The organism is Burkholderia sp. PR2 (assembly GCF_052372875.1).
Lineage (GTDB): Bacteria > Pseudomonadota > Gammaproteobacteria > Burkholderiales > Burkholderiaceae > Burkholderia > Burkholderia diffusa.
The window spans coordinates 299,295-318,780 of record NZ_JBQRWH010000002.1 but is presented as its reverse complement, the minus strand read 5'-3'; the positions used below and the strand labels follow the sequence as shown (position 1 = coordinate 318,780).

The 19,486-nt window shown below is 62.1% G+C and carries 20 protein-coding genes and 1 pseudogene; 13 read left to right on the top strand and 8 right to left on the bottom strand.

Translation table 11 applies throughout. The annotated features are described in order from the left end of the window. The first annotated feature begins 4 nt into the window (after positions 1-4). The 4 genes and pseudogenes from ACT2FV_RS13030 to ACT2FV_RS13015 all read left to right on the top strand — a co-directional run bounded on the left by ACT2FV_RS13030 (position 5) and on the right by ACT2FV_RS13015 (position 5,183). Positions 5-553, top strand: a complete 549-nt coding sequence (locus ACT2FV_RS13030) for a hypothetical protein (protein ID WP_151052487.1) — start codon at positions 5-7, stop codon at positions 551-553. Continuing rightward, complete coding sequence (locus ACT2FV_RS13025; protein ID WP_151052485.1) at positions 550-801, top strand: hypothetical protein; 252 nt, start codon at positions 550-552, stop codon at positions 799-801. The genes ACT2FV_RS13030 and ACT2FV_RS13025 overlap by 4 nt, the downstream gene beginning before the upstream one ends. 123 nt (positions 802-924) lie before the next feature. Beyond that, positions 925-2,337 (top strand): annotated as a pseudogene (locus ACT2FV_RS13020) (hemagglutinin repeat-containing protein); the annotation flags it as partial. 1,109 nt (positions 2,338-3,446) lie between these two features. Beyond that, positions 3,447-5,183, top strand: coding sequence for a ShlB/FhaC/HecB family hemolysin secretion/activation protein (locus ACT2FV_RS13015; protein WP_444504037.1), 1,737 nt, complete (start codon positions 3,447-3,449; stop codon positions 5,181-5,183). Between the two features lie 1,012 nt (positions 5,184-6,195). On the opposite strand, the gene ACT2FV_RS13010 is transcribed toward ACT2FV_RS13015, so the two are convergent. From ACT2FV_RS13010 to ACT2FV_RS12995, 4 genes are all read right to left on the bottom strand, one after another. Beyond that, positions 6,196-6,618, bottom strand: a complete 423-nt coding sequence (locus tag ACT2FV_RS13010; RefSeq protein ID WP_151049270.1) for an ACT domain-containing protein — start codon at positions 6,616-6,618, stop codon at positions 6,196-6,198. A gap of 97 nt (positions 6,619-6,715) precedes the next feature. Next, positions 6,716-7,195: a hypothetical protein gene (locus ACT2FV_RS13005; RefSeq protein ID WP_239007298.1), complete on the bottom strand. Its 480-nt coding sequence runs from the start codon at positions 7,193-7,195 to the stop codon at positions 6,716-6,718. 173 nt (positions 7,196-7,368) lie between these two features. Then, positions 7,369-7,590, bottom strand: coding sequence for a hypothetical protein (locus ACT2FV_RS13000; RefSeq protein WP_082728952.1), 222 nt, complete (start codon positions 7,588-7,590; stop codon positions 7,369-7,371). A gap of 289 nt (positions 7,591-7,879) precedes the next feature. Continuing rightward, positions 7,880-8,326, bottom strand: coding sequence for a hypothetical protein (locus tag ACT2FV_RS12995; protein WP_151049268.1), 447 nt, complete (start codon positions 8,324-8,326; stop codon positions 7,880-7,882). A 206-nt stretch (positions 8,327-8,532) separates the two neighbouring features. Here ACT2FV_RS12995 and ACT2FV_RS12990 point away from each other — a divergent pair, with 206 nt between their 5' ends. Together ACT2FV_RS12990 and ACT2FV_RS12985 are read left to right on the top strand one after the other, a co-directional pair. Continuing rightward, the gene (locus ACT2FV_RS12990; RefSeq protein ID WP_444504271.1) at positions 8,533-8,880 is read left to right on the top strand and encodes a zinc ribbon domain-containing protein YjdM; all 348 of its coding nucleotides are present in this window, start codon (positions 8,533-8,535) and stop codon (positions 8,878-8,880) included. Positions 8,881-8,972: 92 nt separating this feature from the next. Further along, the gene (locus tag ACT2FV_RS12985; protein WP_444504036.1) at positions 8,973-9,809 is read left to right on the top strand and encodes a spermidine synthase; all 837 of its coding nucleotides are present in this window, start codon (positions 8,973-8,975) and stop codon (positions 9,807-9,809) included. A gap of 13 nt (positions 9,810-9,822) precedes the next feature. Here ACT2FV_RS12985 and ACT2FV_RS12980 read toward each other — a convergent pair whose 3' ends face one another. After that, complete coding sequence (locus tag ACT2FV_RS12980; RefSeq protein ID WP_069228003.1) at positions 9,823-10,020, bottom strand: ribbon-helix-helix protein, CopG family; 198 nt, start codon at positions 10,018-10,020, stop codon at positions 9,823-9,825. A gap of 109 nt (positions 10,021-10,129) precedes the next feature. After that, positions 10,130-10,897: a YoaK family protein gene (locus ACT2FV_RS12975; protein WP_059602518.1), complete on the bottom strand. Its 768-nt coding sequence runs from the start codon at positions 10,895-10,897 to the stop codon at positions 10,130-10,132. A gap of 246 nt (positions 10,898-11,143) precedes the next feature. Between ACT2FV_RS12975 and hyfB the strand changes: the two genes are divergently transcribed. Genes hyfB through ACT2FV_RS12945 form a run of 6 tightly spaced genes read left to right on the top strand, consistent with a single transcriptional unit; the run spans position 11,144 to position 18,285 of the window. Continuing rightward, on the top strand, positions 11,144-13,150 hold the full coding sequence (gene hyfB, locus ACT2FV_RS12970) for a hydrogenase 4 subunit B (RefSeq protein WP_444504035.1): 2,007 nt from the start codon (positions 11,144-11,146) through the stop codon (positions 13,148-13,150). Further along, positions 13,144-14,094, top strand: a complete 951-nt coding sequence (locus tag ACT2FV_RS12965; protein WP_124625383.1) for a respiratory chain complex I subunit 1 family protein — start codon at positions 13,144-13,146, stop codon at positions 14,092-14,094. The genes hyfB and ACT2FV_RS12965 overlap by 7 nt, the downstream gene beginning before the upstream one ends. Next, a complete protein-coding gene (locus ACT2FV_RS12960) occupies positions 14,095-14,754 on the top strand; it encodes a hypothetical protein (protein ID WP_059602509.1) in 660 nt (219 codons plus the stop codon). Next, positions 14,747-16,210 carry a hydrogenase 4 subunit F gene (locus ACT2FV_RS12955; protein WP_444504034.1) on the top strand — a complete coding sequence of 488 codons (1,464 nt, stop codon included), beginning with the start codon at positions 14,747-14,749 and terminating at the stop codon, positions 16,208-16,210. Before ACT2FV_RS12960 ends, ACT2FV_RS12955 begins: the two co-directional genes overlap by 8 nt. A gap of 3 nt (positions 16,211-16,213) precedes the next feature. Further along, the gene (locus ACT2FV_RS12950) at positions 16,214-17,776 is read left to right on the top strand and encodes a hydrogenase large subunit (protein ID WP_151049258.1); all 1,563 of its coding nucleotides are present in this window, start codon (positions 16,214-16,216) and stop codon (positions 17,774-17,776) included. Beyond that, the gene (locus ACT2FV_RS12945) at positions 17,776-18,285 is read left to right on the top strand and encodes an NADH-quinone oxidoreductase subunit B family protein (protein ID WP_124901668.1); all 510 of its coding nucleotides are present in this window, start codon (positions 17,776-17,778) and stop codon (positions 18,283-18,285) included. Before ACT2FV_RS12950 ends, ACT2FV_RS12945 begins: the two co-directional genes overlap by 1 nt. Before the next feature lie 78 nt (positions 18,286-18,363). Here the strand turns inward: ACT2FV_RS12945 and ACT2FV_RS12940 are convergent, their stop codons facing one another. Continuing rightward, the gene (locus ACT2FV_RS12940) at positions 18,364-18,576 is read right to left on the bottom strand and encodes a DUF2909 domain-containing protein (RefSeq protein WP_059511443.1); all 213 of its coding nucleotides are present in this window, start codon (positions 18,574-18,576) and stop codon (positions 18,364-18,366) included. Then, positions 18,573-18,923 (bottom strand): hypothetical protein, encoded by a 351-nt coding sequence (locus ACT2FV_RS12935; RefSeq protein ID WP_151049256.1) that lies wholly within the window; start codon positions 18,921-18,923, stop codon positions 18,573-18,575. The genes ACT2FV_RS12940 and ACT2FV_RS12935 overlap by 4 nt, the downstream gene beginning before the upstream one ends. A 343-nt stretch (positions 18,924-19,266) precedes the next feature. Between ACT2FV_RS12935 and ACT2FV_RS12930 the strand changes: the two genes are divergently transcribed. Further along, positions 19,267-19,464 (top strand): ribbon-helix-helix protein, CopG family, encoded by a 198-nt coding sequence (locus ACT2FV_RS12930; protein WP_059602491.1) that lies wholly within the window; start codon positions 19,267-19,269, stop codon positions 19,462-19,464. Positions 19,465-19,486 lie beyond the last annotated feature (22 nt).

Sequence of the window (19,486 nt, the reverse complement as noted above, 5' to 3'; positions counted from 1 at the left end):
CGGCATGAACGTCGGCGGCAACTGGGATCTCGGTGCGGTGCAGACCGGCGAGCACAAGATCGGACTCGGTTTGGTAACAGGTGGTCCGCTCGCGTCGGCAGGAATGGTGAGCGTAGGCGGGCTGCTCGGATTGGGGGCTAATGGAGGTGTCCAACTGATGGGCAATCAGCCGTTTGACTGGACGAGCTTTGCGTTGGCAGGCGCGACGGGTGCAGCTTCCACGGGGATGAAATTTGTTCCGGTGTTCATGACGGGAGTTGGTAGTGCGCTGACGGGTTCGGCTATGCAAGGGCAAAACCCGAATTCGGCGATGGCGGGGGCTGCTGTGGGAACGGCGTTTGGGTATCCCCTGGGTGCGGGAGCTGAGTCTGGTTTGAATAAATTCCTCAATCCATGGTATCGACAGGAATGGCAGAACCTTGGCTTGGGGATATCGAAATATGTTCCGCCGAGTATGATTCCATCGTGGGCGGCCGGTATTTTGGGAGGTGTGGTGCAAGAGAAAGCAGGCGCAACGGTACAGAACGGGCTTGACGGAGCTGCAAAGAAATGAGTCCCAAGACCAGCTTTGAATGGTTTCGCTGGGTATACAACGTGTTGCTTTGGCTCACTATTATGGGAATTGGCGTTTCCATCTCAGAACTTGCCGCCGGTCCTGCATTGCAATGGTTGCTTCACGACATTCCATATCGATTGCCAACGTGGAATCGAGTCGAGCGAATGGCTGTGTTTGTAGTTGTGTTCAGTTTTTTCGCGGGCACGGTGACTTGGTTCACTGAAAAGAAGAGATCAGGTCGGTAGTCTTAAAAACGGGCCCGGCAATATGCCGGGTCCGTTGTTAGTTTCAATCGAAACTGAATTAGAACTCGACTACGTCCGTTAAAAGCGGCGACGAAATCCGTTATGAAAACCACTCTTCGAACAGCCGCGTTTGCGGCGACCGGCAACGGTAAGCCGGGCAGCGGCAATATGACGATCGCCGGCTCTAACGTGAACGCGAACGATGTGATTCTTGCGGCGAAAAATCAGGTCAATATCGTCAATACGACGGACACCGACTCGACGCGCAGCACGAACGAGTCGAAGAGCGCGAGCGTGGGTGTGTCGGTCGGCACGGGCGGGTTTGGTGTTTCCGCGGCGATGTCGAAGGCCAACGGCGATGGCAACAGCGATCTGGCCACGCAGAACAACAGTCATGTGAACGCGGCAAACGGCGTGACGATCATTTCGGGCGGCGATACGAATATCATCGGCTCGAACGTGAAGGGTAATCAGGTGAACGCCGATGTGGGCGGGAATCTGAACATCGCGAGTGTGCAGGATACGATGTCGAGCGCGGCGCATCAGTCGAGTTCTGGCGGCGGCTTCAGCATCAGTCAGGGCGGCGCCAGTGCGAGCTTCAGCCAGAGCAAGGGCAATGCGTCGGGCAGTTATGCGGGCGTTAATGAACAAGCCGGGATTCAGGCGGGTGACGGCGGCTTCAATATCAACGTCACCGGCAATACCGACCTGAAAGGCGGGCTGATTGCGAGCGCCGCCGATGCGTCGAAGAATTCGCTGACGACGGGTTCCCTCTCCTTCTCCGACATCCAGAACCAGTCGCACTACGATGCGAGCTCGAGCGGCTTCAGCGCGGGCGCGACGACCGGCGACGGCGGGATGAACTACAGTACGCACGGCAGCGCGTCGGGCAAGAATGCCGGTGGTGCCGCGCCCATGCTCGGCCAGAACGACAGCGGCAGCGACAGTGCGACGACGAAGAGCGGCGTCAGCGCCGGAACGGTCACGATTACGGATTCGGCGAACCAGAAGCAGGATGTGGCGAGCTTGAACCGCGATACGACGAACACGAATGGTACGGTTGCCAAACTGCCCGACATGCAGAATCTGCTGGCCAAACAGGCGGACATGATGGCAGCGGCGAGCGCGGCCGGTGAGGCGGTGTCTCGCCGGATCGGGGACTACGCGGACAAGATGATGAAGGACGCGGCGGCCAACGGTGACCAGGCAGGCGTCGATGCGTGGAAAGAAGGCGGAGCGAACCGCGCGCTGATGCAAGGTGCTGGCGCGGCGCTGGTGACGGGACTGGCTGGCGGCAATGCGGTTGGCGGCGCAGCCGGCGCGGCGATTGCGTCGATCGCATCAGGCAAGCTGAACGAGCTGAGCAGCGCGATCGCAGGCAGCGATCCGACCGGCAACGCCAACATGAATCAGGCGCTGGGCAACATCGTGGCGAACGCGCTTGCGACGGGCGCGGGCGCCGCTGTGGGCGGTGAAGCGGGAGCGTTCTCGGGATACAACGTTGACCGGTTCAACCGGCAGTTGCATCCGGACGAATACGCGCGGGCGAAAAAGGATGCGAAGATCGTGGCAGAGAAGCTGGGAATCAGCGTGCAGGAAGCCGAAGGGCGAATTGTGGCTGAAATCCTGCGCAATTCCGACGAGCAGACAGCAGAAGCGTCTGGCGGCAAACACGATTGGGAAATTCGTAGCATTGTTGGTTGCCAAAGCCTGAATTACGACGGGCCCAAGAATGATCCTAAGTATGCGAATCATGATTACAACAGCCAGTACATCAAACCAAACCAGGACGCGTACAACGCCGGGCAGCAGCAGCTTGACACAGGGCTGACCGATGCAGAATTACGTAATCAGAATCTCGCTTACGAGCGCACCGGAAAGGCGGCGATTGCTGTCACTGCCTGTTTGGTATCGGGAGGCGCTGCTTGTAAAGCGGCAGCTTCTGGATTGGCAACAACGCTCGGGTTGAGTTTTTTGTCAGGGAAGCCCTTGACAACCGCTGAAACTATCGGTGGATTTTATGGGGGAGCACTGGGCGGAATATACGGGCAAGCTTTGGGTACATGGGCGGGCGGCACAAATTCGCTAATGCAGTCTGCCGTTCTTTTCGTGACCAAGACGGGAACGATTGCCGCTGGAAAACAAATTGGTGTTCCGTTGGGTAATGCGACTGGACTATCGCAATCGGTGGACCCATTTTTCGATCCATCCACCAACCCTTGGTGGGGGATAAGAAATACCTGGGATCAAATTAAGGGACCGATGAAATGACGATGGAAGTTGGCACGGTAATAATTGCTCTCGCAGTCTTGCTAATTACATTTTTTCTTTTTGGAAGAAATCTGGAGGATTCGTTTAGAGCGAAATTTTTATACTGGTTAAAATCAACGATGGTCATGGCACCACTTCTGTTTGCATGGTTCGCTTACAACGAACCTGCTGCACTCAGTACTATTGGAGCGTTAGTGAGCGTCGGCCTTGCTGCTGCCTTCACCTTCGGGAGATCATACCTTCTTGCAATGTTGTAGCACGGAGAACGGAGGTGATGGGTTCTGCGTGTAGATCAGGTCAAGCGGAAGTAACACCCTGAAATTCCAATAAGCGCGTGACGTAGTCGACATTCACAATCAAGTTTATAAAAATACATGAGAACCATTCGCCGGGGGAATCCAGCCGCCGCACTGCTGCTTATTGCGGCCAGTGTGTCGGCGCAGGAAGCTCCCCGCTTGATCATTCCGGGCAACGATCAGCAAACCCGACAGCAGGAAGAGGCGCGCGAGCGCGAACGAGCGGTCTCCGCGCCCGGGGTGCGTTCGGGCGTGACGGCGAGTGCTGGGTATCCGGCACTGCCGTCGGAGTCGCCCTGCTTTCGCGTCGATCATTTCTCGCTCGACGTGCCCGACGCGCTGCCCGCTTCCGTGAAAGCGCAAGGCGCGTCGGCATTGCCGATGGACCGCTTCGCCTTCGCGCGCGAATGGCTCGATCACTATGCCGGCCAGTGCGTCGGCAAACAAGGCCTCGACGTGCTCGTCAAGGGCCTGTCGCAAGCTATCCTGGCGCGCGGCTACGTAACGACGCGCGTGCTGCTGCCTGAACAGGATCTGTCGACCGGCACCCTGAAATTGTCGCTGATCCCCGGCGTGATTCGCCACGTGCGCTTCGCCGACGAGAAGCTGCGCGGCACCTGGAAAACCGCCTTCCCGACCCGCGACGGCGAGCTGTTGAACCTGCGCGACCTCGAGCAGGGCCTCGAGCAGATGAAACGCGTCTCGAGCCAGGACGTGTCGATGCAGATCGTCCCCGCCGACGTGCCGGGCGAGAGCGACGTCGTGCTCGACGTGAAGCGCGGCAAGCCCTGGACGGTGGTCGCCTCGATCGACAACTCGGGCACGCGCGCGACCGGCCGGCTACAGGGCAACTTGTCGCTCGGCATCGACAATCCCTTGGGGTTGAACGACATCTTCAACATCGGCGTGAGCCAGGATCTCGAACTCGGCGACAAGCGGCTCGGCTCGCACGGCTGGAACGGCTTCTATTCGATCCCGTGGGGCTACTGGACCGCGACGCTTTCGGCGTACACGAACACGTACTACCAGCAGATCGCCGGCGTGAACCAGACGTTCGTCGCGAGCGGCAACTCGAAGACCGTCGATTTCAAGCTGAATCGTGTGCTGTCGCGCAGCCAGAACGACGTGTTCGGCGCGCAGGTCCGGCTCTCGCGCCGCTTCGGCCAGAGTTTTATCGAAGACACCGAAATCCCGCAGCAGCGCCGCAACAACACGTTCATCGAGTTCGGCCTGACCGATCGGCACTACTTCGGCAACGCGCAGTTCGACGGCACGCTCGCGTACCGGCAGGGAATCGGCGCATTCGGCGCGCAGGACGACAGCCTGGCGGCCGACGGCGGTCCGACCTACCGCTACAAGATGGCGGTGCTCGACGCGAACCTGTCGGTGCCGTTCGCGATCGCACAGCAGCCGTTTCGGTACGTCACGACATTTCACGGCCAGTACACAGGCAACACGCTGTACTACATCGACGACCTGACGATTGGCAGCCGCTACACCGTGCGCGGCTTCGACGGCGAGACGATGCTCGCCGCGGCACGCGGCTTCTACTGGCGAAACGAGCTGCAGGCGCCGATCGGGCAGACGGGGCTCGCGGCTTACGCGGGCCTCGACTACGGGCGCGTGTGGGGCCCGCAGCCGGTCGCGCTGGTCGGCACGCAACTGGCCGGCGCGGTGATAGGCGTCAAGGGCAGCGTCGCGACACGCTTCGGCGGTTATGGCTACGACCTGTTCGCCGGCACGCCGGTGTACAAGCCGTCCGGCTTTCCGACCGCTCGCGTGACTCTCGGGTTTCAGCTGACGGCCCAGTTCTGATGAGAGTGCACTCGAGTTCAAGCCGTCCAGTGCTTCGCCGCCCCGACGACACGAGAGAGGACAAGGAACTGACGGCGTTCCTGAACGCTCAGGTCGCTACCATCCTGTCGGCAAGCCACGAACCGCGTCCGCGTTGCCCACGCTGCGGCAGCAGCCACATCACCAGCGCGGGATTCAGGACGCGACCGAGCGGCCGTACGCGGACTTGCCGCGGCTTACGCCCGCCGAGTTCGACACCTTGGCCGTGGCTGCCCGTCAACGGCCCAGCCGCGGAGGCAGACCGATTTCAGCGCGGGGCCTCGTGCTGGCGCGCGCGGTACTGGTGGACGGCGTGACGTACCGTGAGGCCGAACGAGCGCTTGGACTCGGGTATTCGGTTGCGGCGCGCGCAGTAGCAGCGCTGTTGCGTTACCGGGACGCCACCCCGATGCAGCACCAATCGGTGCCGTTGCACGATCCGTTTGGCCACTTCCGCGAGACTGCGGCGCGCGGCGACGTGTAAAGGAGGCCGCACAACGCCAACGCATGGCGGAGCCGTCAACGAGGTAATCCTTTCCGAAGTTAAGCCAGACAGAACTAGACCGATAACCTGCGGCATGCATCGATCTCGACGACGTCGACCTACCTTCACAGCGACGAAGTACAGCGGGCTCGGCAGTTTGATCAGGCATTCGAAGCACGCAAAGGGTAAGTTCGTCGGGTGAAACGCTGCTCTCCCAGGTTGGCAGGAATTCAGAATTTATTCGTCAAATCATTGGGTTATGGATTTTTTGGCGAAAATTTCACGAATCCCGGCCGACCCTCTGCCAGGCGGCGAGTTCAACAGCGACATTCATCCGCATCGACGTTGTCGGGATAAGTATTCTTATCACAACGCGTCTATTTTTCATCCAAACTCAACTGTGAACGATTACCGTCGAGCTATTCAATCCACCTGCCCTCGCACCGTACTTGCCGCACATGGCACGACGAAGCGCGAAGGCACGCAAAGACACGGGACAACAACGGCTGGTCAAGCCCTTTGCAAAATGTCCATCGCCCTATCGGCGTCGGCCTGCGAGTCGAGCGCGAGATAAGCAATGAACTGCGAGCCGAGCACGGCAGCGGATACGCCGCGGAGATTGATCCCGCCGTCCGACAGTTGCTGGGTCAGCTCTGCGATGATCCCTGCTTGATCCAGTCCCATCACACGGATGGAGTACACGCCCGAGGTGGCATTGAATCCCGCCTGCGTGGCTGCACGGATCTCCTTGTCTCCCTGTAGCGGCGCGACAAACACGACCCCCTTGCCTGGTGCTTCGGGCGTGCGTCGGGCGACAACGAATTGCAAATCAGCGCCAGCATCCCGCAACGCGTTCAACACATGCGCAAGACCGCCCGGCTTGTCCTCGATGGTGGCCGCCCAAACGTCGACACGTTCGACGAATAGTTGCATGGCACCTCCAGAAAATCTGGACCTCGATGAAGACAATCTATGCCGCGCATGAGCGGCAAGCAAGTCCGTTTACGCGAGGGGCGGCATGCAGGTTTTCCTAGGAATCCGACGTTTTCTTCGACTGGGGGCGCAGCCCGAGCATGACCGCCTGCCGATGCCGCCATCGAAGCAGTTCGTCGCGGAACTCATCGGATGATTTCCCGGACGTTACCCGCAATGTTCCGGATTGAAAGGTTCTCGCGGCGAGCCAGAACGGTCGGCCATCCGGCAGTTCGTCGATCACGGTAATAGGCAACTGATACGTTCGATGCAGATACGACAGGAAGGCGAGACCATAGCCGCGGCGTCTCATCGACGCGAGAATTTCCAGTCGATGGACGAATACCCGATCGATTCGAGGTGCCAGACTGTACGTCGCCGTGCCGACGGTACCGCCGGACGCCGCCAGGATCGCGACTTCCCAGCCCGAATACGGAGCCCCGTCGATGCCGAGATCGATCGGCCTGGATTGAAAACGAACCACGGGAAGCCGGCGAAATTTGCGCCGAGCAAAAAGGGACCGCAGGAAGGAAAGCACGCTCAGCCCTTTGTCATGTCCGCAGCGATACGTTTCTTCATCTTCGCGCGCGACAGCAATCCGCAGTCGCGTACTTCCGCGTTGGCGCCTTTCATATCAGACGCAACCGCCCACAACATGAACGATGTTTGAATCAACGCGACCGTGCGATTCCTGAGCGATATCGATAAGAACTACTTCCGATTTTTCAGGAACGTCTGCCCGGCTGCCGTAATCGAAACGCTTCCGCGACCGTTCGTCGGATAGCGCACGAATCCAGCGCCGATGAGCTCTCGGGTAATGGACCAGCCAAGCGCGGGCGTATCGCGACCATAACGAATATCGGCAAGGCGCTCGAGCGCCCAGATCGCGGATGTCGAAAGAGTCGGAACCGTCGAAGTTTCCTTATCGCTCATGGCGTCTCCAAAGATTTGATCATGGTCAAGGGTGATGTATGTCTGGAACTCGAATGGCAAGGCACACCCTCAGGCGTGCCCGTCGCAACTGACGCCGACCTCGATGCGTACTGAGACATGCCACGACCGCCAAAGTCCAGTGAGACGAGGTGCTCGGTTTCCGCGACGAACGTCTTGCGGCGCCCCCGACCGAGGAAGCCGCACGCATGAAGGGAGATCGACAAGTGGCACGCAAAATAGACGACGGTTTTCATGTTCTTCGCGCGTGCCGTGCGACAGGCCCTGGTATTCAGTGGGAGGGGGCGACCTGGCAGGCCATCAGAAACGCCTGCAACTCGATTTCCCATGCCGCGTCGCGCACGTCCGTTTCGAAACCGGCGAGACGCTTCATCTCGCTGCTCAGATACACGGCGTTGAGCAATCGAGGAGGCACGCCCAGCGCAAAACAGCAGCCATCTGCATCGAGAAGCAGACTCGGGTGGTGCCGGAACCGCGCACTGGCCACTGAGATCGGATCCATCACGTGCCGAGCCGATTCCCTCGGATAAACGAAGGCCAGATGGATACCGGCGGCCGCGAGCCGTTCAGCCGCCTCATGGAAGCGGTGGACCATCTGGAAGCCTCGCTCGCCACCACGTCCGACGCCCACAACGATAAGCCCCCGGCTTCCCGCGACCTCCGACAGGAATACGGACCGCCGATCGGGCAGCAGTAGCATCCCATCCAGATCGAACATGTCGACTACCTCCGCGAATCCGCCCCCAACTCCGGCGATCGGCGGCAAGATTCGATTATAAGACAGCAATAAGCAAATGTGTATGGCATTATAATACAGTGTGCATTTTTTACGCTGAGCGAGCCGACGGCACGATGGCAACCTCGGTGATGAAAGTGAACGCCCGTTTTCCCCTGACGGCCCGAATCTGCCAAATGAAAGTCGCAATGAACCCTGCCGCGGCCTGCCCGCAGCGCGCGATGCAGGACACAGACCCGGACGGCGCGCTACCCCTGTGCGTGGACTACGGTCACGAATGGGCGGCCGGCGGCACCGGCACCGAATCCACTGACGAATCGGTCGAGCTGGCGGTCAAGGACATGAACGCCATCGTGCCGTCGGACGGCGATTCGGTCGTGCTGATCAAGGACTTGCGCGTGAAGGGTTCGTCGATCACGCTGGAGACGGGCACTGAGGACAAGGGCATCCGCCTCGTCGGCGGAGATCGCGAAGTCGATTGCAAGACCGACATGGGCAGCTTCATGCTCAACGCGTGCTGTCTCAAGAAAATGTGACGTCGTGCGCCCACCGACGGCGAACCCGCTTGTCGTTGCTGTTCGCTGCAGGCGCCCCCCACCTACAACTTGACTACCCGGATCGATCGAGCATGGAGCATGACCGCACATCCTACGATGCGTTCGTCGAATTTCTGTCGACCCCGCTGCATGACGGACGACCGTACGTTTTGGAGACGCAGCACGCAATCTCGCTGCACTTCGATCACCAGGCTACCCAAAGCTTCATGTCGCTGCGCACGCCCGACAAACTGGCGCTCGGCTATACGCGAACCATGATGGGATGTCTGCTGCTGCACCCGGCTGCCGGACATATGTGCATGATCGGGCTCGGGGGCGGCTCCTTGGCAAAGTACTGCTATCGGCATCTGCCCTGCGTGACCATCGACGCGGTCGAAATCAATCCGGAAGTGATCGCACTACGCGACGTGTTCAGGATTCCGGCAGACGACGCTCGATTCAAGGTGATCTGTGCAGATGGCGCGGAGTACGTGACACGGGAGGATGTCCACACCGACGTGATCCTGCTGGATGCCTTCGTCGCGGAAGGCATGCCGAGCCGGTGTGCGGATATCGCGTTCTTTACCGCCTGTCGCGAGCGATTGAGCGATTCCGGAGTGCTCGCGATCAATCTGGCGGACGACGACCCGTCGCTGCCCGCTCACATCGAGCGCCTGGCCTCCGTGTTCGGCCCTTCGTATGCGGTTGTCCGATGCGACGACGACAGCAATTTCGTCGCCTTCGCCTGGAAAGGGTCGCTTCGTTTGCCATCGAGGCAAGTTCTGTTCGAACGCGCGCTCTCGTTCGCGTTTGCCGGCGAACTCAAGCTGTCGTCAACCGCTCGGCGCATGAAAGAGGGAGAACGCCTCGATCCAAAGCGGTTGACCTGGCATGCGCAGGGGCATGCACACTGGGAAATCGACGCCTAGACGGCTTGCGAGCTCAGCCCGCGCTTCGCTTCACCCGCTTGCCGAGCGCGCTCTTCGTCCTGTAGCTCACGCCGTGTTGCTCGAGATACTCGCGAATCAACTGCCGCACGACTTGCGACGGCGTCAGGTCCTGCTCCGCGCAGAGCATGTCGAACGCTTCTTTCTTGGCGGGATCGATCAGGATGGTCAAGCGTGCGGTTTTCGTTTCCATTGCAGGATAGAGTCGGCAAATATGCTAATCGAATTATAATGCACCGGCCCTTGCCTACAGCACCGGAGAACATGCGGCACACGCGTGTTGATCCGGCTCGGCGACCGGCTCACGACCTGCGGTCAAGTCGATAGAGATATTCAAGCACGTCGTCGACAACGGGCACGATCGCCAGCGTGACGAGCGCTGCGGCAAGCGGCACGGTCGACACGTAGCCGACATGCTTGAAGCCGATTGCGCCGGCCAGCCCGCCGACGAAGAACGACGCCAGCATCGTTCCGTGAATCCTGAGCTTCGCGCGGTTTGCGATCACTGCATGCGCGTGCATGTCTGCATTCGAGCGATTCCAGTAAAAGAGTTTGCCGAGTTCGATGCCGAGGTCCGTCACGATGCCCGTCATGTGCGTCGTACGGATTTCCGCCCCCGACAGCTTTGTGATCATCGCGTTTTGCAGCCCCATGATGAAGCACAGCAAGATGACCGTAACCGGCATGAAGAACGCTTCCCACAGCGCGAGATGGCTGCCGAGCAGCCCGAACAGGAGCAGCAGCGCGGCTTCCACCAGCAACGGCAGTACATACTGACTCTGCAGGCCGCGGCGGCGCCCCCAGTTGACGAGCACCGCCGAGCAGCCGGCGCCAACCAGAAACGACACGAGCGAACCAACGCCGGCCAGCACAAGCCGGACGTCGCCAAGCGCCGTCTGATCCGCAATCGCCGACACGATCCCGCTCATGTGGGACGTGTATTGCTTGACCGCGAGGAAACCGCCGGCATTGGTTGCTCCGGCAACAAAAGCAAGCGAGAACCCGAGCTGGCGGTTCGCGGCCGCGCTACGGTGTTTTCCCGTCAGGCCTCGGAAGTACTGCGCAGGCATAGGATCTTCCCTCATTCGCCCGGATCGGGGGACAACGACGCCCTGGGCGGAACCCGGAGCGCCGCGACAAACCGCCACGCGTGCCCGTTCCATCCGAGGATTCATGAGACTTTAATGATAACGACATTATCATACCTCGTTATCGGGATTGGCCTTTCGGTGTCATAATGCGGGCAGGAATACGTCGCGGGAGATGCGGCCATTCCAACCACGTCGTCCAACCCGAGCGTACTGGAGACATTCCGGATGGCACCCGTGCCGGTCGTCCATTTCGTCCTGCTGGCCGTGGCCGCGTGGCTCGCGGTCGGCACGCTGGGGCTCGGAGCGCTGCGTCGCACGCGACTGGTGGCCCACGGCCTCTTTCCGCTCGGCGCATTGGTCGGACTGCTCGCCGGCGCGGCGGGCCTCTCCGGCATCTTTGCCGAACCGTCTGTGGCGGTGCTGCCGATCGGGCTTCCCGGCCTGCCTTTTCATCTGCGTCTCGATCGCTTGTCCGGCTATTTCCTGTTCGTGCTCGGCCTCGTCAGCACGGGGATCGGCGCCTTTTCAGCCGGCTATTTCCGCAAGGGTGAAGGATCCGCGCCCGGGTTGATCTGCTTCGAATACCACGTCTGCGTCGCAAGCATCGCACTGGTGTTGATCGCAGACGACGCATACGTTTTCATGGTCGCCTGGGAGACGCTGACGCTATCCGCGACGTTTCTCGTGATGACCAACCACCGGATCGGCGAGATCCGCCGGGCGGGATATCTCTATTTTCTGATCTCGCACGTCGGCGCGCTCGCGCTGCTGCTCTGCTTCGGCATTCTGCAGGCGCGCACCGGCGACTACACCTTCGCCAACCTGCGCGCGCAGTCGCTGGATACCTTCTCCGCGTCGTTCGCCTTCCTGTTCGCACTTGTCGGGTTCGGCGCGAAGGCAGGGATCTTCCCGCTGCACGTGTGGCTGCCGGAGGCCCATCCCGCGGCACCGTCGCCGGTTTCGGCGCTCCTCAGCGGATTCGTGCTGAAAGTCGGCCTGTATGGCCTGCTGCGCACCCTGTTCGACCTGTTGCACGTGCAGATCGCATGGTGGGGCGTGCTGCTCCTCGTGCTGGGCATCAGCACCGCTCTGCTGGGGGTGGTGTTCAGCACCATCCAGACCGACATGAAGCGCCTGCTCGCCTATTCGTCGATCGACAACGTCGGCCTGATGATCGTCGCACTCGGTCTTGCCGTGCTGTTTCGCGCATACGGGATGCCGAGCCTGTCCGCGCTCGCACTGACCGCGATGCTCTACCAGATCGTCGCGCATGCCGCATTCAAGAGCTTGCTGTTCCTGGGTACGGGCGCCGTCCTCCACGCCACCGGCGAGCGCAACCTCGGCAAGCTCGGCGGACTGATTCGCTTCATGCCCTGGACCGCATGGGCGGTGCTCGCGGGTGTCGCGGCGAGCGCGGGCTTGCCGCCGCTCAGCGGTTTCGCGGCCGAATGGCTGTTGCTGCAGAGTTTCCTGTTCGCGCCAGGCTTGCCGGATTCGGTGCTCGCCATGACGGTGCCGATCGCCGCCGCGCTGATCGCCATGTCGGCCGCGCTGGCCGGCTACACGATGGTCAAGTTCTTCGGCATCGTGTTCCTCGGGCAACCGAGAGAAGCGAAGCTGAACCGCGCCCGCGATGCGAACACGTGGGAACGGCTGGCGTTCTGCTGGTTCGCGACCGCCAGCGTGCTGCTCGGGCTGATGCCAGCGCAGTTCGTCAAGCTGCTGGATCGCGTCACGCACACGCTGGTCGGCGCCGGCGTCGGCGCGGAAAATCACGGCTGGCTGCTGTTCGCGCCCGTGTCGGCCGCTCGCGCGAGCTACATGCCGGCTGCTTTCATGTTGTTCTTCATCGCATGCTGCGGACTCGCGTGGGTGCTGGTGCGGCGTTTTTATCACGGCCGGCTGCGACGCGCGGCGCCGTGGGGCTGCGGCTTCCCGTTCACGACCGCGCGAATGCAGGATACGGCGGAAGGATTCGGGCAGCCGATCCGCGAAATCTTCGCCCCGCTGCTGCACATCGAACGGCAATTGCCATCGCCATTCGACGCACAGCCGGCCTACCGGGTGTCGGTGACCGATCGCACCTGGTCCGCGCTCTACTTGCGCATCGCGGCACTGACGCAACGCACCGCCGACTTGGTGGGCCGCCTGCAGACGGGCAAGATCGCGGTTTACCTGACATACAGTTTCGTCGTGCTGATCGTGCTTCTGATGCTGGTGAGACGATGGTAACCCTGTCCGGCGTCATCTCGCAGACTCTCGAAATCGTGATAGCGATCGCGGCCGCGCCGTTGCTCACGGGCTGGGTCAACCAATGCCGCGCCTGGCTTCAGAACCGGCGTGCGCCGTCCATCTGGCAACCGTACCGGATGCTCCACAAGCTGTTCAACAAGGAATCGGTCATCGCGCACGGCGCAAGCGCCGTGTTCCGCGGCGCGCCCTATGTCGTCTGGGCCGCCATGACGCTCGCGTGCGCGATCGTGCCAACCCTGTCGACGGAGTTGCCGCTATCGCCCGCCGCCGATGCAATCGCGCTCGTCGGCCTGTTTGCGCTCGCGCGCGTCACGCTGTCGCTCGCGGCGATGGACGTCGGCACGGCGTTCGGCACGCTCGGCGCGCGCCGCGAAATGCTGATCGGCTTCCTCGCGGAGCCGGCACTGCTGATGGTGCTCCTGTCGGCCTCGCTGATTACGCAGTCGACGCTGCTGACGAGCATCGTCTCGACACTCGGCCGTGGCGAGCTCACGATCTATCCGAGCCTGGCGTTCGCCGGCATCGCGTTCACACTGGTCGCGCTGGCCGAAAATGCGCGACTGCCGGTCGACAATCCGACCACTCACCTCGAGCTCACAATGATCCACGAGGCGCTGATCCTTGAATATTCGGGACGGCACCTTGCCTTGATGGAGTGGGCGGCAAGCCTCAAGCTGTTCGCGTATTCGTGCATCGGTCTCGCGTTGTTCGTGCCGTGGGGCATCGCGAATGCGGGCGATCCGGTTGCGCTGCTGCTGGCCGTGCCAGTGCTCTTCGTCAAACTGGCGGCAGGCGGCGTCACGCTCGCCGTGGTCGAAACGGCCAACGCGAAGATGCGCATCTTCCGGGTACCGGAATTCCTGGCGACCGCCTTCCTGCTGGCCGTGATCGGCATGCTCGTCCATCTGCTGCTGGGAGCATGAATGCACGCCTACGCGACACAACTGATCAATTTCCTCGCGGCCGTGCTGCTGATGCTGTCGTTCGCGATGCTGAGCCAGCGCAGGATCCTGTCCCTGATCCATCTCTATACGCTGCAGGGTGTCGCGCTCGTGTCGGCGAACCTGATCCTCGGCTTCGTCACGGACGACGTGCACCTCTACGTGTCGGCCGGACTGACGCTCGTGCTGAAGGTCGGCGTGATCCCGTGGTTCCTGTATCGGCTCGTTCGCAGGCTCGACGTCAAGACCGACGTCGAGCCGCTCATCAATATCCCGACCACGCTGCTGATCGGCATCGTGCTCGTCATCATCGCGTTCAATGTCGCGGCACCGATCAGCCAGCTCGCGACATCGGTCGCACGCGGCACGCTCGGCATTGCGCTCGCATGCGTGCTGCTGTCGTTCATGGCGATGATCACGCGCGCGAAGGCCATTCCTCAGGTGATCGGCTTCCTGTCGATGGAAAACGGGCTGTTCTTCGCGGCGGCTGCCGCGACCAACGGCATGCCGATGATCGTCGAGCTCGGCATCGGGCTCGACGTGCTGATCGGCATCCTGATCCTGGGCATCTTCATGTTCCAGATTCGCGAGCAGTTCGACAGCCTGGACATCCATCACCTCGAGAAACTCAAAGATGAATGACGCCCACGTCGTGCTCGCCGTGCTCGGCCTGCCGCTCGCGGGAGCAGCATGCCTTGCCTGCGTGCGGCCGAGCCGGGTCGCGCGCCATCTGAACATCGGCTTCAGCTTCCTGACGTTCGCGGCAACGCTGGTGCTTGCCGCGCGCACCGTCGAGCACGGTCCGTCGTTCGCATTCGGACGCGCGTTTTTCGTCGATCCGCTCAATGTCTATCTCGTGGCGCTCACGGCGTTCGTCGGCTGGACGACATCGCTGTTTTCCCGGCCCTACATGCAGATCGAGGAAGCCCGCGGCAGGATGACCGCCGCGCGCATGCGGCTCTATCACAGCATGTATCAGCTCTTCATGTTCGCGATGCTGCTCGCGCTGCTGACCGACAACGTCGGCGTGCTGTGGGTCGCGATGGAAGCCGCAACGCTCGCCACCGTGTTGCTCGTCAGTGTCTACCGCACCGCCGCGAGCCTCGAAGCCGCATGGAAATACTTCATCCTGTGCGGCGTCGGCATCGCCCAGGCGCTGTTCGGCACGATCCTGCTGTATCTTGCCGCGAGCCGGCAACTGACCGACGGCGACGCGCTGCTGTGGACGAGCCTGGCCGCGATCAGGACGCAGCTCGATCCGACGATCATGTCGATCGCCTTCGTGTTTCTGCTGGTCGGCTACGGCACCAAGGTCGGCCTCGTGCCGATGCATAGCTGGCTGCCGGACGCGCACGCCGAAGGTCCGACGCCGATTTCGGCGGTGCTGTCAGGCCTGCTGCTGAATGTCGCGCTGTATGCGGTGCTGCGCTGCAAGGTGCTGGCCGACGGCGCGCTCGGCAACGGCCTGCCGGGGCGATTGCTGGTCGGGTTCGGGCTCGCGTCGGTCCTGATCGCGTCGTTCTCGCTGTTCCGGCAGAAGGACGTGAAGCGCCTGTTCTCGTACTCGTCGATCGAGCATATGGGCTTGATGACGTTCGCGTTCGGGCTCGGCGGCCCGATCGCGACGTTCGCCGGATTGCTGCACATGACGGTCCATTCCCTCGTCAAGTCGGCGATCTTCTTCGCGGTCGGTCATGCCGCGCAAAAGGCCGGCACGCAGGCGATCGACGGCATTCGCGGGCTGCTGCAGGTCAGCCCGACGGTCGGCTGGGCATTGATGCTTGGCGCGCTTGCCATTCTCGGGCTGCCGCCGTTCGGCGTGTTCGCAAGCGAATTCCTGATCCTGACGACGGCGATGAACGTGCTCCCGTGGACCGCGCCGTTGCTGCTGCTCGGGCTCGCCGTCGCGTTCGCGGCGATCTTCGCGCGCGTGCAGCGGATGGTGTTCGGCGAAACGACGACGGCGACGCCGCTCGAACACCGGCCGGCGCTGCTGCCGGTGTTCGTGCATCTGGGGCTCGGCCTGATGCTGGGTCTGTACGTGCCGCCCTATCTGGCGATGTGGTACCGTCAGGCGGCAACGATGCTGGCAGGATAAGCGATGCGACTCGACTTGATTCAGGCGGACGGCTCGACTCGCCTCGGGCACGAAGCAGGCCAGGTGCCGGCTACCGTGGTTGACGTCGACGAAGCGCGATGGCGCGACATCGCGCATGCCGCGCGGACGGACCGTAGCCGGCTCGTTGCGATGTGGGGCACCGAAACGCCCGAGCGCGAATTTTCAGTCAACGCGGCTTACGAATGCGACGACGGCGTCCTGTGGGTGCGTCTCGCGACAGGGCCGGAACCGCGGGCCGACGGCGACTATCCCGATCTCGCGGGCGTATTTCCCGCCGCAACGCGCATGCAGCGCGCAATTTTCGACCTGACCGGCCTGCGCGAGCGCAACACGCGCGACACGCGCCCGTGGCTCAATCACGGTAACTGGCCGGGCAACTACTTTCCGCTGCAAAAGCGTGCAACCGGAATCGAGCGATTCGAATCGAACGAAGCGGATTACCCGTTCGTGCAGGTTGTCGGCGACGGCGTGCACGAGATTGCCGTCGGGCCGATTCACGCCGGCATCATCGAGCCGGGCCATTTCCGGTTTTCGGTCGTCGGAGAGAAGGTGCTGCGGCTCGAGGAGCGGCTCGGCTATGTGCATCGCGGCGTCGAACGGCTGTTCGAACGGACGGCCGCGTCGAACGGCCATCGCGTTGCGGGCCGGGTCGCCGGCGATTCGACCGTTGCGTTCTCGTGGGCCTATTGCATGGCACTCGAGCAGGCGTGCGGCACAGCCGTGCCGGCGCGTGCGCTGGTTCTGCGCGCACTCCTGCTCGAGCGCGAGCGCATCGCCAATCACCTCGGCGACCTCGGCGCGCTCGGCAACGACGCCGGATTCGCGTTCGGTCTCGCACAGTTCTCGCGGCTCAAGGAGAACTGGGTACGAACCAACGGCGGAATCTTCGGGCATCGATACCTGATGGATCGAATCGTGCCGGGCGGGCTGGCCGTCGACATTCATCCCGAGGACGCGGCGACCCTCACCGAACAGTGCGAACGCATCGCGCGCGAAGTACACGTGATGCGGAAGATCTACGAGGAGCAGTCCGGGCTGCAAGACCGGTTTCTCGGCACCGGCCGATTGAATGCCGACGTCGTCGCGCATTTCGGCGTGCGCGGCATGGCCGCCCGCGCCAGCGGCCAGACATTCGACGTGCGCGCGAACCTGCGGCCGGCCCCCTACGGCGATCTGGCCGTCAAGGCGGCAAGCGACCCGCGCGGCGACGTCGCCGCGCGGGTCGCCGTGCGGTTTGCCGAAATCGACGAATCGCTGCGTCTGATGGGCGAACTGCTGGCGAATCTTCCGGAAGGGCCGATCGCCGTCGGCGTCACGCCCGCGGCGGCGCCATCCCGGGGAATCGGCTGGGTGGAGGGCTGGCGCGGCGACGTATTCGTCGCGCTCGAGATGGCATCAGGCGATGCCATCGCGCGATGCCATTGCCACGATCCGTCATGGCAGAACTGGCCGGCGCTCGAGCACGCGATCATTGGCAACATCGTTCCCGATTTCCCGCTGATCAACAAATCGTTCAATCTGAACTACGCGGGGCACGATCTCTGATGTGGCAACTCATCCGTCAATTCGCGCGCACTGAATTTCCCGACGAGCCCGTGCCGACCGCCGAAGCCGCCTGGCGACACGAGGCGCAGCAGATTCGTCAGGACATTCTCGACCTCCTCGGCCGCGCGTTGTGCATCCGGCAGATCGATGCGGGTTCGTGCAACGGCTGCGAACTGGAGATTCACGCACTGAGCAACCCGTACTACAACATCGAAGGGCTCGGGATCAAATTCGTCGCCAGCCCGCGCCATGCGGACCTGCTGCTCGTGACCGGCCCCGTCACGCTGAACATGAAGGCAGCCGTGCTTGCCGCGTACGAGGCGACGCCGGCGCCGAAGCTGGTCGTCGCAGCCGGCGAGTGCGCGTGCACGGGCGGCATTTTTGCCGACAGCTACGCTGTGTGCGGCCCCGTTTCGTCGGTCCTGCCCGTCGATGTGACCATTCCTGGATGTCCGCCGCCGCCGATCGATCTGCTGCGCGGCATTTTGACTGCTTGCCGATCACGCTGATATTGAAACGGATGCCAGTGGCAATCCTTCCGTCGGCAATACCTCGTTTGCTGCGGCAGCGAGGGCGAATGCCGCGCATCACCGCCCGATCGGCAGCCCCGTCGGCTCGATCCACCCGAGCCGGTATGCGATCAGCAGCGACAGGAACAGCGTGATCGACAGCCCGACCCGCGCCGCGAGCGACCACGCCATCCGCTTGCTGCCGCCCCGGTCGTGATTCATGAAATACAGCGCGAAAACCAGGCTTCCGATAATCATCACGAAAGCCACCGAAACCAGCGCAATCTTCATTGTTGATGTTCCTCCAGGCCGGAATCGGCCTTCAGCAGTTCGGCCAGTCTTTGCCGCTCGGCAGCGACGTCGGCAACACCTGACGCCGGCCAGTCCAGCGCCACACCATTACCCAGCGAATCGCGAACGAGCGTCTGGTAACGCCGGTCGCTGATCCGGCCCTGCTCCATCGCTTCCGAGATTCCATGTCGAAACGGTAGCGGAAAGCTCGCGTATCCGCGCGACAGCGCCGCATATTGCCGCGCGTCGACCTCTTTCGACGACGGCGCGACTGCCCACACCACGACGGCCACGATGGCTACGAAAGGAATCGCCGTGTAGCGGAGAACGAACTTGATCGGGGTCATGAGGCGGATAGCGAAGTGGCTGGGTAGTAAACGCGAAGAGACGACCAGGCAGCGCCGCCGTCACGGTGCACGCACGCCGCGTGGAAACGGAAGCAGCCGGGTCACCGGCCGTGCGGACGACGGAGCCGCTCGGGCAAGCCGGAGCCGGCAGCCCCGGTCGATATTGTACTTAAAGCCCAATACAACCAACAGAGCATGATAATCTTGTTATCATGTTTTCCATATGCTTCGAGCAATCCGAGGCTCCCGGGTGTGCCGGTGCACGAACCGTGCATGACACATTTGGCACCGAAAGCGGATCGATTATAATTTGATTAACATATCGACCACCCCTGCCATCCCGATGGAAACGAAAACCGCCCGCCTGACCGTCCTGATCGATCCCGCCAAAAAAGAAGCATTCGAAATGCTCTGCGCGGAGCAGGACCTCACACCGTCGCAAGTCGTGCGTCAGTTGATCCGCGAGTATCTCGACAAACACGGCGTCACGTACAAGACCAAGAGCCCGCTCGGCAAGCGCGTGAAGCAAGGGCTGAAGTAAGCGCAGTCGAACCCGCGGCGCC